The sequence below is a fragment of the bacterium genome, assembly GCA_019912885.1.
Classification (GTDB): domain Bacteria; phylum Lernaellota; class Lernaellaia; order JACKCT01; family JACKCT01; genus JAIOHV01.
Genome location: JAIOHV010000149.1, coordinates 17,359 through 33,172, shown reverse-complemented (window position 1 = coordinate 33,172; position 15,814 = coordinate 17,359). Strand labels below are relative to the sequence as shown.

Here is a 15,814-nt window from a genome sequence, read left to right as displayed (position 1 = left end):
ATCGATCGTGTCGCCGACTGGCCGTTCCCTCCCCCGCGCGCTGTGCTAAGATGCGCGCGCTCTTTTTCCATTTCGGGGTGCGTGCCATGAAGCGGGGCTTTTTCGCGGCTCTGGCCGTGTGTTGCGCGATTTTCGCGGCGGGGTGCGACGACCATTACGATTTCGAGGACCAGGCGGACGCCTCGATGTCGCCGATCCACGTGGATCAGACGTTTTTCCGCGACGATTTCGGACGTTACCTCTACATCAACGGCGTGAACCTCTCGGGCTCCACGAAGGTGCCGGCGGTGACGGACCCGGTGAGCTATGTCGGCAAGCCGTTTCCGCTTAAAGAAGCAGACGCGAATTTCAAGATGCTGCGAAAGCTCGGATTCAATTCGATCCGCCTGCTCTTGATGTGGGAGGCGATCGAGCCGTACGAAAAGGGCGAATACGACCTGGAGTACCTGGACTACATCGAAAAGGTCGTCGCCAAGGCGGAAGAGCACGGCATCTACGTGCTGATGGACATGCACCAGGACATGTTCTCGCGCTTTTTATTCCGCATGTTCGACGACGGCACGGATCAGATGGGGCTTGTCGATCCGGACGAGATCGAGCGCGCGGAGCCATACGGATTCAACAACCGCGTCGGCGGCGACGGCGCCCCGCGCTGGGTTGTGCAGACGTGCCTGCCGGAGAAGAACGTGGACGGGCCGGAGTGGGGCCTGCCGTGGACGGAGGTGTCGAGCGCGACCGCCACGAGCGACGTGCTGCCGTTCACGAGCTGGTTCATCAACATGGGCACGAGCGTGGATATCAACCGCTGCTTCGCGGCGCTGTTCGCGGGCGACGCCGTGTGGCCGGGCTATTATATCGGCGAGCAGAACGTTAAGGACTACCTGCAGGAGGCGTACGCCGAAAGTTGGCGGCAGGTCGCGGCGCGCGTCGGCGGATATCGCAATGTCATCGGCTACGATGTGATGAACGAGCCGGGCGGCGTGTTCATCGCGCTGACGCTCTACGCCCTGCTCTACGAGGCCGGAAAGTCCGCGCCCGCGGGTGACCTTGACGAGGCGCTTGCGCTTTCGGTTCTCGACGGATTCATCGAAACGCTGATGGACCGGGGCATGTCGCTCGATCAGGCGGAGCTGCTGCGCGCCACGTGGGTCGATTACGATCTGCTTCCCAAGCGCCTGGCCGACATGCGCGCGCGGGGATTCGCGCCGGACGAGAAATCCGCGGCGCCCTATCGGCCTGATGTCAACGCCGTGCTCGCGCTGAACACGAACTTCAACCGCCATTACATGCAGCCGTTCCATGAGCGCGTCGGGAAGGCGATCCAGGAGGCGGACCCGGATGCGACGATCTTCATCGAGCAGGTGCTTGGGCTGCCGGATCGCGGCATCGCGGGTTTCTGGGCGGAGCCGATGTTGCGTCCGGCGGGATTGAACTCGGTCGCGTACGCGCCGCATTTCTACACGGACATCTACCCGGAGCTCGGCTTCAACGTGCCGCCGCGCGAGTTCACGGTCGACGAAAAGCGCTTCCGCGATTACCTGCCGGGCATCGAGGACGCGGTCAGCTCGGTCGACTTTTCGCTCGGCAAGCCGCCCGTGGTGCTCGGAGAATTCGGCACGTATTACAACTTCGGCGGCATCGAGGAGTCGATGAAAAACAAATACATCGTCTCGTCGGCCGTGCTGAATCCGTATTACGAAGCGTACGAGGAACTGCTTTTGCACCGCATGCTGTGGTGCTACTCGCCAGAAAACGATCCGGTGAACGGCGACGGATGGAACAAGGAAGATTTCTCGATCCTCGGGCCGGATCGCAAACCGCGCGCATGGATTGCGTATTCGCGCACGGCGCCGCGCTTCACGAGCGGGCGACTGCTTTCGATGCATTTCCACTCGCCGATGCACTATTTCGAGCCGCGTGACGGCGAACAGACGCCGTACCTCGAGTTCGCCATGGAGATGGAGAGCAAGGAGACCGATGCGCCGACCGAGATCTTCGTGCCGCCGCTGCAATATCCGGACGGTTTCTACCTGGAGATTTCCGATGGCCGCGCCGATTACGATCCCGAGCGCTTCGTCGTGTACTGGTACCCGGCCGCGGACGATCCCGACACGACGCACGCGCTGCGCGTTCATCCGACGTATTCGAATTGGCAGAACCCGGCGTGGGATTATTTCTTCGACGGCGACACCGTTCGCGAGGGGCCGGGACGATGACCATGCGTATCGCGCTTGCCGCGCTTCTCGTTTGCGTTCTCGCGTGCACCGCTTTCGCGCAGGACTCCGATCACCCGATGGCCGATCGCGTGCGCCCGGCGGATGTCGTCGAGGTCAACCCCCTCGCGCCGAGCTTCGACCTGTTTTTCCAGACGTACGTGTTCGTCGCGAACGATCGCGATTTCGACCGCACCCCGCCGCTGTACGACGACAACGGGCAGACGAGCGGATATGTGCTGACGACCTTCCGCCCGGGAATCACGTGGCGGCCGGCGGCGCCCGTCGCGATCCGCTACGAGTTCGAGGTCGGTGAAAACGTGTGGAGCGCGAACGACCTTGACGTTCGCGATCCGAACGCGGCCAACGGACCGGTGATGCGTCACAAGGAGGTCTGGGGCGAGGTGACGACGCCGGGCGGCGGGGTTGGACTACGTACGGGGTATATGTACCTGCACGATCCGACGCATCTCGTGCTCGACCGCTACATGGGCGCGGGGCTGCTTTCGTACAACCCCAGCCGCGCGACAACCATTTACGCGGTGGCCGGGCAGGTACCGGACACGACCTACGAAGGCCTGGCATTCGCGCGCGACGGCGACCGCCTGGCGCGTAACAACTTCGAGCATGACGCGTTCGTTCTCGGTGCGGGCGCGCGGTTTCACGAGCACGGAAGCTTCACGATCGAACCCGCGGTGTGGACGCGCTGGGACAAGACGGAGATCGACCGCCCGCGTTTTGTCGCGAACCCGCTTCTGAACACGGTCTGGACGCCGTCGGACACCGTGCGCCTGGAGTGGGATCTCGTCGGCCAGTGGGGCGTGCACGAGCGCGCGGGGCTCGATAATCGCGACGTCAGCATCCTCGCGGCCGCGTCGCAGCTCGGTCTGACGCTGACATTCGGTGCGGTGACGCTCGAGGAGCGCGCGCTGGCGTTCACGTCGGACGACGGCGATCGGCAGGATCAATACGACACCGCATTTTCGTCGTATTCCGGGTGGTCGAAAAGCCGCACGATGATCCTGACGCTCAACTGGCTTTCCGATCACTACGACAATATCGACGAACGGGCGGCGGCGCAGGGCGCGGGGCTTGTCGTCGCGGATCAGTCCGTCAAGCTGGATCTCGGACACGCATTTCGGCTGCTACTTGTCGGCGGCGCGGGCTGGCTGCTCGACGGCGCGGCGACGGACGATGAACTTTATCTCGGCGTCGAGGGGCAGATCGGTCTCGAATTCGCGCCGTACGAAGAGCACGTGCTCTTTCATCTGATCGGCGGCGGCATGCTGCCTGGACGCGCGGGCGCGATGCTCGTCAACGAAATCGACCAGGGCGAAACCGAGCCGCTCGGCCAGGCTCAGGGTTCGATGATCATCCGCTTCTAGCCGCGGCGCGCCCGCCGCGCCGGGACATTATGGCTCGCGTCGAACTCGACAACGTCACCAAGCGATTCGGCGAGACGCTCGTCGTCGATCGCATGTCGCTTGCGGTCGAGGATGGCGAGTTGCTCGTGCTCGTCGGCCCGTCGGGCTGCGGCAAATCGACCGTGCTTCGCCTCGTGGCGGGGCTCGAAGCGGTGACGGACGGGACGATTCGCATCGGCGGCAGTGTCGTGAATGACGCGGCGCCAAAGGATCGCGGCGTGGCAATGGTGTTTCAGAGCTATGCGCTCTACCCGCACATGACGGTCTACAAAAACATGTCGTTCGCGTTGCGCATGCAGAAAACGGAGGCCGGCGAAATCGACCGCCGCGTGCGCGAGACGGCGCGCGTGCTGGAGCTCGAGCCGCTGCTTGGCCGCAAACCCGCGCAACTCTCCGGCGGGCAGCGGCAGCGCGTGGCGATGGGGCGCGCGATGGTGCGCGATCCGCGCGTGTTTCTTTTCGACGAGCCGCTTTCGAACCTCGACGCAAAGCTGCGCGTGCAGATGCGCCTGGAATTGAAGCGCCTGCACGAGCGCCTCAAGACGACGAGCATCTACGTGACGCACGACCAGATGGAGGCGATGACGCTCGCCGGACGCATCGCGGTGATGCACCAGGGCGTGGCGCAGCAGATCGCAACGCCGCTCGAAATCTACGATCGCCCGAACAATCTCTTCGTCGCCTCGTTTATCGGAAGCCCGGCGATGAATTTTCTGGATGTGAATATCGAACGCGGCGATGGCGGTATCTCTGCGCGCGCGAAGGGATTCGATTTGCCGCTGCCGGGCGCGGCCGAATCGGCCCTCGGCGAACGCGTGCTCGGCATTCGCCCCGAGAATATCCGGGCGATCGCCGATCACGACGAGCGTTACAGACCGGTGCGCGTGCGCGTGGACATTCTCGAGCCGCTCGGCGCGTCGATACTCGTTTTCGCGAGCGTTGACGGGCAGACGATTTCAGCGCTCGTGCCCGCGGGATACCCCGTGCGTCCGGGCGAGACGACGACGTTTTTCATCAACCCGGAACACACCCGGCTTTTCGACAAACAAACCGGCGCGGCGATCGCGTCGCCCCGCTATCCGGAGGGAACATGAGACGCATCGTTTTCGGATTCGTTTTCGCGCTCGCGGTTTGCGTCGCGCTTGTGGCGTGCGAGCAAAAACGTGTCGCGGTTGGCGAGAAGGCGCCCGCGCCGCAATCCCCGCCCGCGGACCCGGGTTCCTCCGCATCGCCCGAATCCGCGAAGGAGAACCTGGTCATTTTTTCGTGGTGGACGGCCGGCGGCGAGGCGGACGGTCTCGCGGAACTGATCCGTCTGTTTGAGGCGAAGTACCCGAACACGGCGGTCGAAAACGCGGCGGTCGCCGGCGGCGCGGGCACGAACGCGAAGGCGGTGCTGAAAACGCGCATGCTTGGCGGGGACGCGCCGGGGACGTTTCAGGTGCACGGCGGCTCGGAGTTGATCGACGGTTGGGTGAAGACGGGCTACATGGCTCCGCTCGACGATTTGTTCGAATCGCGCATCCCGCGCGACAAGTTCCCCGCGCAGCTTCTCGATATGGTGACGCACGAGGGTTCCATCTACTCCGTGCCGTCGAACGTGCATCGCGGAAACGTGCTTTGGTTCAACAAAAAGGTCTTCGACGACGCGGGGCTTTCGCCGCCGGGGACGCTCGAGGAGATGATCGGCGTTTCCAAAATCCTGAAAGCCCGGGGCATCACGCCGCTCGCTCTCGGGTCGCGCAACAAATGGGAGACGCTCCACCTGTTCGAGGGCCTGTTGCTGGCCGCCGCAGGCCCGGACGGCTACCGCGATCTGTTCGCGGGAAAGACGCCTTTCGACTCCGCCGCCGTGAAAGAAGCGTTGAAGCGCCTTGCGGCGCTCATGGAATTCGTCAACGCCGATCATTCCGCGTTGACGTGGGATCAGGCGTGCGGCCTGGTGCAGGAAGGCAAGGCCGCGATGACGGTCATGGGCGATTGGGCCAAGGGCTATTTTCTCGCGCAGGGCTGGACGGCGGGCGTGGACTACGGCGCGGTGCCGGCGCCGGGAACCGTGGGGCAATTCATCGTCGTGACCGACACCTTCGGCCTCCCGAAAAAAGCGCCGAATCCGGAGGCGACAAGAAACCTGCTTGAGATCATCGGATCGATCGACGGACAGGTCGCGTTCAACGTCAAAAAAGGTTCCATCCCCGCGCGGACAGACGCGCCGATGGATGCGTTCGACGCGATCGCCCGGCAGACGATGGCCGACTTCGCGAAAGACACGCTTGTGCCGAGCGCGGCCCACGGATCAGCCGTGCGCGAGGCGTTTGTCATTGCATTGAACGACGAGCTTTCCGTGTTCCTGCAAAGCAAAAACGTCGCGGCGACGGCCAAGGCGCTTATGGCCGCGGCGAAGGACGCGGGTATTTCGGAATGATCGCGTGAAAGGCGCCGGTCGCGATCGCCTTGTCGCCGCGTGCGTCTTCGCGCCGTCGGTCGCGGCGGCGCTCGTGTTCGTGTATGGCTTCATCGGCGTGTCCGCGTGGATATCCCTGACGGGCTGGAACACGTTGACGCCGGACTGGTCGTTCGCGGGATTCGGGCAATACGAGCGCCTTTTCGATCATCCGCGCTTTCGGCGCGACCTGGTGAATACCGGCGCGTTCACCGCGCTGTTCCTCGCCGGCAACCTGTTTCTTGGACTTTTGCTCGCCGCGCTGCTCGACGCGCGCCTTCGCGGCCACGCCATTTTTCGAAATATCTTCCTGTTTCCGATGTCGATCTCGTTTGTCGTCACGGGGACGATCTGGGTGTGGATCTTCAACCCGACGTCCGGCATCAACCGGCTTTTCGTGGCCATCGGGTTCGACACCGCGCGCTGGGGTTGGATCACCGATCCGCGCATGGCGCTCGCGTGCGTCGCGCTGGCGGCGGTCTGGCAGATGGCGGGCTTCACGATGGCGCAGTTCCTCGCCGGAATGCAGGGGATTTCCGGCGAAATCCGCGAGGCCGCTCGCCTGGACGGCGCAAGCGAGTGGAAAATATTCCGGCATATCCTTTTGCCGCAGCTTTGGCCGGTGACAATCGGCGCGATCGTCATCCTCGGGCATATCAGCCTGAAGATCTTCGATCTCATCTATGTCATGACCCAGGGCGGCCCGGCGCGGGCGACGGATGTGCCGGGCATCTTCATGTATGAGGCGACGTTCCGCGCGGATCAGTTCGCGCGCGGCGCGGCGATCGGCATCGTGATGCTCGTCATGGTCGCGGCGGTCATCGTGCCGTACCTCGTGTACGCGCGAAAAATGGACGCGCGATGACGACGCGCGCGATCGGCCGATTCGCCGTGTACGCGACGCTTGGCGCGGCGGCGCTTTTCTTCCTGATGCCGATCTACGTGATGCTTTCCACGGGCGCGAAGACGCTGGCCGAGGCGCAGGCCTCGCCCATGTGGGCGCTGCCGGCGGCGATATCGGCGGATGGATTCCGTACGGCGTTCGGACGATTGGCGGGCGGACTCGTGAACAGCCTTTTGCTGACGATCCCCGCGACGCTGCTATCGTCGTTTGCCGGATCGCTCAACGGCTACGTGCTTTCGAAGTGGCGTTTTCGCGGCTCGAACCTGCTGTTCACGCTGCTGCTGTTCGGGATGTTCATCCCCTATCAAAGCATCCTGATTCCGCTTGTGACGTTCATGCGCGCGGTCGGGCTCTACGATTCAATCGCCGGGCTCGTGCTCGTGCATGTGGTCTACGGCCTGCCGATCGCGACGCTGATTTTCCGCAACTACTACGCGACGATCCCGAACGAGTTGGTGGAAGCGGGCCGCGTGGACGGCGCGGGAATCATCGGCATCTACCGCCACATCTTCCTGCCCATCAGCCTGCCGAGTTTCATCGTCGTCGCGATCTGGCAGTTCACGAATATCTGGAACGAGTTTTTATTCGCGGTGACGCTGACATCGAGCCCCGCGACGCAGCCCGTGACCGTGGCGCTGCAGAACCTGTCGGGATCGATGATCAGCCAATGGAACACGCAGATGGCCGGCGCGCTGATCGCGAGCGTGCCGACGCTCGCGGTCTACGTGCTACTGGGGCGCTGGTTCGCGGGCGGCGTCCTGGCGGGGAGTGTTAAGGGATAGCGGATCGGAACTGGATCCACAGATTTCACAGATTTCACAGATTCAGATCGCCGTCAGATTGCGCTCAATGTTAAGATGGCGTCGATCGGGATTTCGAATCGATCCGTCGCCTGGAACCTGGCTGAAAAAAACAACAATTCGATACCCTCGACCGCGCCCGATGCGGGATTCAAGCGTACGACGATGTCGTCGCCCAACTCTTCTGAAACCTGTTGGGCGTACGGATGACAACGGGAGATCGCGAGAATGTCTCCGTCACGGTCGTATTCAAAGCGTAGGCTCATCGCGATTTCCGCAATTCGTTCGCTCGATTCTCGCTAGTCACACGGCGCGTATTGGTCCTCGGACCCGGCTTCCTGCTCGGGCACGAAGGTCGGGATGCCGTCCTCGAGATCGGTTTTGAAAAAGCAGCCCACGCGGTGACGTAGCGACGGGAAATACTTGTAGACGAAATGCCCGTCCTGCCCGCCTTCGGGGGCGGGGTATTGCGCGGTGACGGCCGTCATCGGGTTCCCGTGCAGATCGAACTCGTTGCCGCTGATGCCGGCATCCTCGAGCAACTGGCCGCCGGCCAGCAGCGTTCGCCACGCGAGGTCGTCGAGCAGCACGTCGCCGACGACGTCGAGCCCGGAAGTCACCGAGAAGACGTGCTCGTTTTGCCAGGTGACGTAGGTATCCGTGATGCCCTGGGATTGGAAGATGTGCTTTGGGCGTGAGCCGTCGATGGTGTCCAGGTAGTAGTAGCGGTTCAGCCCCGCGCCGTCGACGGAATCCGCGAGGTGCTGCACGAGAGACAGCGCCGGGTGGAACTCGTCAAGTTCCGCCGCCATCTCCTGCGCGTTCAGGAACAGGCCAAGCCCCACGAGCGGCCGGATCGGGAACGGCGCGTCCTTGTAAAGCATCGTGTAGATGATGTACGCGCCCGCGCCGGACAGGAACGCGGCGCGAATATCGGGATCGAGTGTCACCGTCACCGGCGCGACGGTGGACCCCTGCGAATGCCCGGCGTAATACGCGTATTCCATGTCGAAAATCGCGTCGTTCGAAATCCCGATCAGCTCCTTGGGCACCACGAGGTCCGCCGCCTGGCGCAGCACGACCATGAGTTCGACGCCCGACTGCACGACGTTGTCGCGGAACGACTCGGGGTTGAGCGCGTTGTAAAACAACAAGTCCTCGCCGCCACCCCACGGATTGCGCGTGCCGTGGTTCACCGCGTCGATGGACACGACCGCGATGCCGGCGTGCGCCATGAGGTCGGCAGTCTGGTCGCTGTTCATAAAGCTGTCCCAGTCGCCGCCCGTACCGTGGCTGTAGACCATGATCGGCCAGCCGCCTGGCGGCATGTCGCCCTTGGGGATCGAAAGCGCAAAGCGTGTCGTCAGCGTAGAATATAATTCCGGATCGCCGTTCGCGTCGTATTTGATGTTGCCGCCGGCGAAAAGGTACGGCGGATCTCCCTGCTGGTAGATCGGGATTTCGACTTCGCCGCGCACGTCGTAATAGCGCGTTTGTGCGCGCTCGAACGACAGCGTTCCCGGATCGATGGGGTCGAGGTCTTGCGTCAGGGCATCGTCGCGCAGCGCCGCGTAGCGCGGGCGCGGATCGGAAGTCGTGTAAACGGTCGCGCCCACGATTTCCGTGAAAAAATATCCGTTGTCGGTCAGCCACCCGGCCAGCGGCGCGAAAAGGGCGTTCAATTCGGCATCGGCGGCCGTGCCGGCAAGAGCCGCCTTCACGGTTGGATTGGAGACGAGCGGCTCGCCGTCGGGATCAAGGAGATCGGTCGTCAGCACCACCGCGTAGGTCGTGTCGTGCAACAGCGCGACTCCGGGCACCGGCAGGATCGAAAGGAAATTCGGCGGGCCATAAACGGACGCGTTTTCGCTGAATTTGAACTGGAGCGGATAACGTGCGCCGAAATCCGCGGCGTCGGGATCGACGCTGACCAGGAAGACCGGCGAGGCCGTTTGCAGCGACTCGATTTCGTCGGCCGGCAGCGTCGCCGGATCGATGGGACCGGTGAACTGGAAAAACGTCGCGCCGTTTGTCCCGAAGCCGGATACGTCGCGATCGCCGACATCGAGATAGCGCGCGATGACCGGCGAGTTTCGGGGATTCGGGAAGTTCTGAACGGCGAGCGTGCCGTCCGGATCGAGATGCAGATCGCTCGGGAACGGCAACGCCCAGAAGTCGGGATCGGCACGGTCAAAGACGATGGTCACGCCTTCGATATCGTCGTCGCCGGTGTCGTCATCGCCGGTGTCGTCGTCGGACGTGTCGTCATCAGCGGTATCGTCGTCGCCGGTGTCGTCATCGGATGCGTCGTCGTCATCCGTGGCGTCGTCGTCGCTATCGTCATCGACGTCGTCATCGGAGCTGTCGTCATCGAAGTCATCGTCGCCGGTGTCGTCGTCAACACCATCGTCGTCCGGCGCGTCATCGTCGGGCGGCGTCGGAGAATTGTAGGAAGGCGTTCCGTCGTCATCGTCATCGTCGCCACAACCGCAGCCGGATACGATGGCGGCGAGCGCGAAAATGAATATCGCGATCCACGCGGAATGATTTGTGCGCATCGGTTTGTATTCGCGCAAAAAGCGCGAACATGCTCCCAATTAAAGGCGCATGAATTTACCAAATTCCAGCGGATTCCACAAAGCATAGGGGCGCGGATTCGCTCGACAGGAGGCGCGAAATGCGCTAAACGATGCGCAACCATTTCGGCGATTTTCGCCGGCTTGTTCAAAATCATTTGCCGCTGGTCCCCAATCCGCGCCGGAAACGACGCGGCGGGCGACCCGGTTTTTTTGTGAGGCCGAATGCCAAAGGAAGAAGCCATTGAGGTTCAGGCGCGCGTCACGGAGGCCCTGCCGAACGCGATGTTTCGGGTGGAGCTCGAAAACGGGCACAACGCGCTCGTCCATCTGACGGGCAAGATGCGCAAATACCGAATCAAGATCATTCCGGGCGACGAGGTCACGGTGGAGCTTTCCCCGTATGATCTGTCCCGCGGACGCATCATTTTCCGAAAACGCTGATACCGCGGCTTTCGCCCCGGCCTTCGGGCGCGAGACACGATCGAATCGACCATGACACGAACGCAGCGCCGAGCCGCCGTCAAACTCGCCAAGCAGCTCCTGTCCGACCAGGAGTTCCAGCACCTCCTTGGCATCGAGGCCGACGACAACGGCTTCGGCTACGACCATTTCGGGATGGAAAAGGAATCCGTCATCCTCGCGTTTGCGTTCGCGAGCTATCTTCACAAGTATTATTTTCGCGTGCTCTCGAAGGGAATCGAAAACGTTCCCCTGTGCGGGCGCGCGATCCTGACCCCGAACCATTCGGGCGTGATTCCGATCGACGCCTCGATGCTGGCGGTCGATGTTCTGTTCCGCATGAAAAAGCCGCGCGTGCTCCGCGCGATGGTCGATAATTTCGCCGGCTTCCTTCCGTTCGTGAACGTATTTTTCAACCGCGTCGGACAGGTCGTCGGCGCGCGGCGCAACTTCGAGGACCTGCTTCGCCACGATCAGCTTCTCGCGGTGTTCCCGGAGGGCGCCAAGGGAACGGGCAAGCTGTTTTCCGAGCGCTACAAGCTCTTGCGGTTCAATGTCGGATTCGTCGAACTTTCGCTTCGCTACAAGGCGCCGATCGTGCCCGTCAGCATCATCGGTCCCGAAGAGCAGGCGCCCATGATCGGCAACATCAAGCCGCTTGCGCGCATGCTGGGCTTCCCGTATTTCCCGATCACGCCGTTTTTCCCCTGGCTCGGACCGCTCGGCGCGATCCCCATGCCGGTCCGCTACCACGTCACGTACGGCGAGCCGATCCATCTCTACGAGGAATACGGCCCGGAAACCATCAACAATCCGGAACGCATCCGGATGCTCGCCGACCGCGTGCAAATGATCGTGCAGGACATGATCGTTCACGGCCTGGACGAGCGGCAATCGGTTTTCGCTTAAACAATGCCCGCCAAACGCACCAGCCCCGTACCTGCCACGCGACCCCGCAAGGGCGCGCCGCCGCGTTCGAACGACAAGGTCAACGTTCTCATCACGGGCGTGACGACGTCGATCGGCCGACACCTGGCGACGCATCTTTGCCGCGATCCGAAGGTCGGCGTGGTGATGGGCGTGGGACAGCAGGATCGCCCGTATTGGGTGGACGACATCGCGCCGCGCGGCAACTTCATCTACCGCACCTGCGACATCCTGAAAGCCCGCGAGCTGAAAAATCTGTTTTATTCGCGCCTCTTCGTCGAGGCGAACATCAACGCCGTCGTGCACCTGGCGTTCAAGACGCGCGTGTATCACAGCGAGGATGTGCACGCGCTGAACGTGCTCGGGACGAAGGCGCTTCTCGAAACGTGCATCGAGTCGGGCCATATCCGCAAATTCGTTTTCAAAAGCTCGGATGTCGTTTACAAGCTTCGCCCGAACAACCCCATCTACCTGGACGAAAATGCGGACCTGAATTTCGGCTCGAACGCCGATCAGTGGGTGAAGGATCGCGTGGACGCGGACATGATCTGCCGCTCGATGATGGACAACAAGTCGATGCGCATCGTCATCCTGCGGATGTCCAACATCATCGGGCGCAAGGTGGACGGGCAGCTCAACGCGTATTTCGACTCCAAGCCGATTGTGAAGACGATGGGCTTCAATCCGATGATCAACCTTCTGCACATGAAGGACGTCATCCAGGCGATCCAGCTTTCGCTGTTCAAGAAAAACGCCCACGGCATTTTCAATATCGCCGGAGCGGACACCGCGCCGATCTCCACGATCGCCGAGCTTTCCGGCGCGCCCGTCGTCAGCCTTCCGGAGCCGCTGCTGCCGTTCGTCAACAAGATCCAGCGCGTGCTCGGTTTGACGCAGTACTACTACGACGTGGACAAGGAACGGCAGAAATACACGTGCCTTCTGGATATGGCGAAAGCCCAGCGGGTGTTGGGCTATGAGCCCACGGGGCACATCGATTTCTGAGCCCCCGCCCGCTCCGCGAGCGAGCGCGCGCGGGTGTCGCGGCAAATCCCGGCTCATGTCATCATCCGATCATGACGCCGGCGCGTGATCCCGCGACCGTCCGCTACGCGGGCGTTTTCATCGGCCTTCTGATCGTGCTGCTTTACGCGCGCGCGATCCCCGGCGATTTCATTTACGACGATCTCTATTACGTTCGCGACAATCCGGCGATCCGGCGCCTCGCGAATCTTCCCTTCTTCTTCTCAAACCCCGAGACGGCTGTCGCGCATCCCGAACAGGCGCGGATGATCTATCGGCCGCTCGCGACAAGCGCGTATGCCGCCCAGCACGCGATTTTCAACGCGAACCCGTCCGGGTATCACGTGTTCTCGCTGCTGGTGTTTCTCAATGTCGTCGGCGTCATCCACAGCCTCGTCGCGTATTTACGCGGCGGCGACAATCGCGCCGCCGCCCTCGCCGCGAGCCTTGTCGCCATCCATCCCATGAGCGCCGAGGCGGCGGCGTGGGTAAGCGCGCAGGCGACGCTTTGGTGCGCGGTCTGGCTGCTCTCGTCGGTGCTGGTCTTTCAATTCGGGATGCGCTGCGTCGACCGCCGCCGGGACGGATACATGTTCGCGGCGGCCTTGTTCGCGCTGATCGCCATGCTGTTCAAGGAGACGGGCGTCGTCGCGCCGTTCGTGCTGATGGTGTCGGCGGCGACCGCCGATCCGTCGATCGACCGTCGAGGTGCGAAGCCCGTTATCGCGTTGACGTTCGTGTTCGCGGCGATCTACTTCATCGTCCGCACGATGCTCGTCGGCCGCGTCGCCCAGATCGACGCCGGGGGGAATCTCGGCGAACACCTGCTGCGGGTGCTGGCGGCGCCGGGCGTGTACGTGACGCGCTTCCTGTTCCCGATAAACGCGCGCATTTTTTTCCCCGAAGCACCGATTGATGCGCCGCACATTCTTATCGGGATCGCGTTCTTCGTCGGGTTGCCGTTTGCGGCCTGGCGTTTGCGGCAAAAACATCCCGTAGCCTCGCTTGGGCTTGCGATCGCGTGGCTGACTTACCTGCCCTCGTCGAACATCGTGCCCATCGGCATGCCGATCGCGGAGCGCTATTTTCTCCTGCCGCTCTGTGGTTTCGCGATCGCGCTCGGCGATCTGTCGCGCTCGCTTCTGGGGGGCCGCGCGGGCAACGTGGCGGTGCCGACCCTCATGCTGATCGCGTGCGTTCTGGCCCTGACGACGTTTGAACGCGCACGGATCTGGAGCCGTCCCGAAATTTTCTGGAATCAGGCGATTGTGGACCGCCCGGACCGGGCGCTGGGGTATTACAACCTCGGCCTCGTCGCCGCGCACGACGGCGATCTTCCCGCGGCCGAGACTCATTATCGGCGGGCGCTCGAAATCGAGCCGCGCCACGCCCCGGCGATGAATAACCTCGGCACGACGCTCGCACGCCAGAATAAATTCGACGAAGCCGCCTCGGTTCTTTCCGGGGCGCTGGCGCTTCGCCCCGGCGATGTAAAGACGCTCGACAATCTTGTGAAGGTCCGTTTGCAACAGGGACGGCCGCACGACGCCGCCTTGGTAGTCGCCGGCGCGATCGAACGATCGGCGACGCCGGCGATCGCAAACTACGCGCGCTCGTTGCTCGGCGCCGGTGTCCTTGCCGAATCGGGCGAGGCGGCGATTCGCGAGGCGTTCGCGAGGCTCTGATTCAGGAGGCGGGTTCGGCCGCGCTTGCGGCAGGCGTCACACCGGCGGCGACGTTATCGGCGGGGTCCGGCGCCAGCACGGCCGTCGATTCCATCCGCGCGTCGGCGGCGGCCATGATCTCGCGAAGGCGCGGCATGAGCTTGGCGTCGATTTTGGTCGGATTGCCGACCTTCACCTTGGCCGGATTGATGTGCCGGCCGCCCTGCAGCAGCTCGAAGTGCAGGTGCGGTCCCGTCGAGCGACCGGTCGATCCGACGCGCCCGATCACCTGGCGCTGACTGACCCGTTGCCCGCGGCGAACGTGGATTTTCGACAGGTGGGCGTAACGCGATGTCAGCCCGCCGTGGTTGACGGCGACGAGATTGCCGTATCCGCCCATGCGCCCCGCGTGCGTGACGACTCCGTCGGCGACGGCCCAGACGCGCGTGCCGGTCGGGGCGCCGTAGTCCATGCCCGTGTGCATGCGCCGACTCTTGAGTGTCGGGTGAAAACGCATTCCGAAACGGCTCGTCACGCGCAGGACGTCGAGCGGCGCGCGCAACAGGAATTTTTTCAGGCGCTCGCCCTTCTCGTTATAAAAGCCGGCGATTTCCTTATTCTCGTGATCGAACCAATAGCCCTTCACCGTGCCGGCCTGTTTGCCGACGTATTCGGCCGCGAAAATCCGGCCGTAGTCGACGACCGCGTCCTTGTGCGTGACGCGTTCGAGAAGGATCCGCCAGCGGTCGCCTTCGCGCACGTCCTGCACGAAGTCGATGTCGTATTCGAAAACCTGAACGACGTTGCCCGCGAGCCGGGGTAACTCGCCGCGCCCGAGAATCGATTCGTAAAATGTCGACGTTATCGAACCCTCGATGACCACGGTCGCCGTCTCGGTCGGCAACTCGTCGACCCGCGCGAATAGATCGCCATCGTCGCCGCGCTCGATGACGATGCGGCGCAGAGGATCGAGAACGTACGTGAACCGGACGAGAGAACCGTCGTCGAACATCCGCGCCGCAAACGGATCGCCCGGGCGGCAGCGACGAAAATCGAAGGTGCCCTCGGCGCGAAGCTCGCGGATGATGTCGCCGGCCGTGACGCCGGGGATGCCCGCGCGTTCGAAGGAAGCGCCGATCGCCTCGCCCGAAAGGACGCCGCCGCGAACGACGTGCGTCGCCGGGGGCGGCACCCAGAGCGCCTCGGCCTCGCGTGAACGCAACTCCCGGCGCTCGATCCAGTTGAGCGCGCGCAGCTCGCCATAGATCAGCGCGGCGCCGAAAACGACCAGAAAGACACGCAAAAGGAACGTCGACCGGCGGGCCGGCCGCGTCTTGGGCGGTGTCTTGCGTGGCATGGGTAGAGGTTAACCCGCGGT

The 15,814-nt window shown here is 63.1% G+C and carries 13 protein-coding genes; 10 read left to right on the top strand and 3 right to left on the bottom strand.

The features are described from left to right. The first annotated feature begins 86 nt into the window (after window positions 1-86). The 6 genes from K8I61_12665 to K8I61_12640 are packed head-to-tail and all read left to right on the top strand — an operon-like array spanning window position 87 to window position 7,766. Window positions 87-2,216, top strand: a complete 2,130-nt coding sequence (locus K8I61_12665; protein MBZ0272883.1) for a cellulase family glycosylhydrolase — start codon at window positions 87-89, stop codon at window positions 2,214-2,216. Beyond that, window positions 2,213-3,598, top strand: a complete 1,386-nt coding sequence (locus tag K8I61_12660) for a hypothetical protein (GenBank protein MBZ0272882.1) — start codon at window positions 2,213-2,215, stop codon at window positions 3,596-3,598. Before K8I61_12665 ends, K8I61_12660 begins: the two co-directional genes overlap by 4 nt. Before the next feature lie 29 nt (window positions 3,599-3,627). After that, entirely contained in the window at window positions 3,628-4,731 is a 1,104-nt protein-coding gene (ugpC, locus tag K8I61_12655; GenBank protein ID MBZ0272881.1) for a sn-glycerol-3-phosphate ABC transporter ATP-binding protein UgpC, read from the top strand. After that, window positions 4,728-6,062 carry an ABC transporter substrate-binding protein gene (locus tag K8I61_12650; protein MBZ0272880.1) on the top strand — a complete coding sequence of 445 codons (1,335 nt, stop codon included), beginning with the start codon at window positions 4,728-4,730 and terminating at the stop codon, window positions 6,060-6,062. The genes ugpC and K8I61_12650 overlap by 4 nt, the downstream gene beginning before the upstream one ends. Window positions 6,063-6,066: 4 nt before the next feature. After that, entirely contained in the window at window positions 6,067-6,945 is an 879-nt protein-coding gene (locus K8I61_12645; GenBank protein MBZ0272879.1) for a sugar ABC transporter permease, read from the top strand. Continuing rightward, entirely contained in the window at window positions 6,942-7,766 is an 825-nt protein-coding gene (locus tag K8I61_12640; GenBank protein MBZ0272878.1) for a carbohydrate ABC transporter permease, read from the top strand. Before K8I61_12645 ends, K8I61_12640 begins: the two co-directional genes overlap by 4 nt. A 53-nt stretch (window positions 7,767-7,819) precedes the next feature. Here K8I61_12640 and K8I61_12635 read toward each other — a convergent pair whose 3' ends face one another. After that, on the bottom strand, window positions 7,820-8,056 hold the full coding sequence (locus K8I61_12635) for a DUF2283 domain-containing protein (GenBank protein MBZ0272877.1): 237 nt from the start codon (window positions 8,054-8,056) through the stop codon (window positions 7,820-7,822). A 27-nt stretch (window positions 8,057-8,083) separates the two neighbouring features. After that, the gene (locus K8I61_12630) at window positions 8,084-10,342 is read right to left on the bottom strand and encodes a hypothetical protein (GenBank protein ID MBZ0272876.1); all 2,259 of its coding nucleotides are present in this window, start codon (window positions 10,340-10,342) and stop codon (window positions 8,084-8,086) included. A 243-nt stretch (window positions 10,343-10,585) separates the two neighbouring features. On the opposite strand from K8I61_12630, the gene infA reads away from it, so the two are divergent. The 4 genes from infA to K8I61_12610 all read left to right on the top strand — a co-directional run bounded on the left by infA (window position 10,586) and on the right by K8I61_12610 (window position 14,457). Beyond that, on the top strand, window positions 10,586-10,804 hold the full coding sequence (infA, locus tag K8I61_12625; protein MBZ0272875.1) for a translation initiation factor IF-1: 219 nt from the start codon (window positions 10,586-10,588) through the stop codon (window positions 10,802-10,804). A gap of 51 nt (window positions 10,805-10,855) precedes the next feature. Further along, window positions 10,856-11,731: an acyltransferase family protein gene (locus tag K8I61_12620; protein ID MBZ0272874.1), complete on the top strand. Its 876-nt coding sequence runs from the start codon at window positions 10,856-10,858 to the stop codon at window positions 11,729-11,731. Window positions 11,732-11,734: 3 nt separating this feature from the next. Beyond that, window positions 11,735-12,754, top strand: a complete 1,020-nt coding sequence (locus K8I61_12615; protein MBZ0272873.1) for an NAD-dependent epimerase/dehydratase family protein — start codon at window positions 11,735-11,737, stop codon at window positions 12,752-12,754. 71 nt (window positions 12,755-12,825) lie between these two features. After that, window positions 12,826-14,457, top strand: a complete 1,632-nt coding sequence (locus tag K8I61_12610) for a tetratricopeptide repeat protein (protein ID MBZ0272872.1) — start codon at window positions 12,826-12,828, stop codon at window positions 14,455-14,457. 1 nt (window position 14,458) lies between these two features. Here the strand turns inward: K8I61_12610 and K8I61_12605 are convergent, their stop codons facing one another. After that, the gene (locus K8I61_12605; GenBank protein ID MBZ0272871.1) at window positions 14,459-15,793 is read right to left on the bottom strand and encodes a M23 family metallopeptidase; all 1,335 of its coding nucleotides are present in this window, start codon (window positions 15,791-15,793) and stop codon (window positions 14,459-14,461) included. Between the last annotated feature and the right edge of the window lie 21 nt (window positions 15,794-15,814).

Excerpts from the sequence above, each read along its gene's own strand:
- K8I61_12620 (MBZ0272874.1), top strand. The coding sequence starts at position 10,856 with ATGACACGAACGCAGCGCCGAGCCGCCGTCAAACTCGCCAAGCAGCTC.
- K8I61_12605 (MBZ0272871.1), bottom strand. The coding sequence starts at position 15,793 with ATGCCACGCAAGACACCGCCCAAGACGCGGCCGGCCCGCCGGTCGACG.
- K8I61_12615 (MBZ0272873.1), top strand. The coding sequence starts at position 11,735 with ATGCCCGCCAAACGCACCAGCCCCGTACCTGCCACGCGACCCCGCAAG.
- K8I61_12610 (MBZ0272872.1), top strand. The coding sequence starts at position 12,826 with ATGACGCCGGCGCGTGATCCCGCGACCGTCCGCTACGCGGGCGTTTTC.
- K8I61_12660 (MBZ0272882.1), top strand. The coding sequence starts at position 2,213 with ATGACCATGCGTATCGCGCTTGCCGCGCTTCTCGTTTGCGTTCTCGCG.
- K8I61_12665 (MBZ0272883.1), top strand. The coding sequence starts at position 87 with ATGAAGCGGGGCTTTTTCGCGGCTCTGGCCGTGTGTTGCGCGATTTTC.
- infA (MBZ0272875.1), top strand. The coding sequence starts at position 10,586 with ATGCCAAAGGAAGAAGCCATTGAGGTTCAGGCGCGCGTCACGGAGGCC.
- K8I61_12630 (MBZ0272876.1), bottom strand. The coding sequence starts at position 10,342 with ATGCGCACAAATCATTCCGCGTGGATCGCGATATTCATTTTCGCGCTC.
- K8I61_12640 (MBZ0272878.1), top strand. The coding sequence starts at position 6,942 with ATGACGACGCGCGCGATCGGCCGATTCGCCGTGTACGCGACGCTTGGC.
- ugpC (MBZ0272881.1), top strand. The coding sequence starts at position 3,628 with ATGGCTCGCGTCGAACTCGACAACGTCACCAAGCGATTCGGCGAGACG.
- K8I61_12650 (MBZ0272880.1), top strand. The coding sequence starts at position 4,728 with ATGAGACGCATCGTTTTCGGATTCGTTTTCGCGCTCGCGGTTTGCGTC.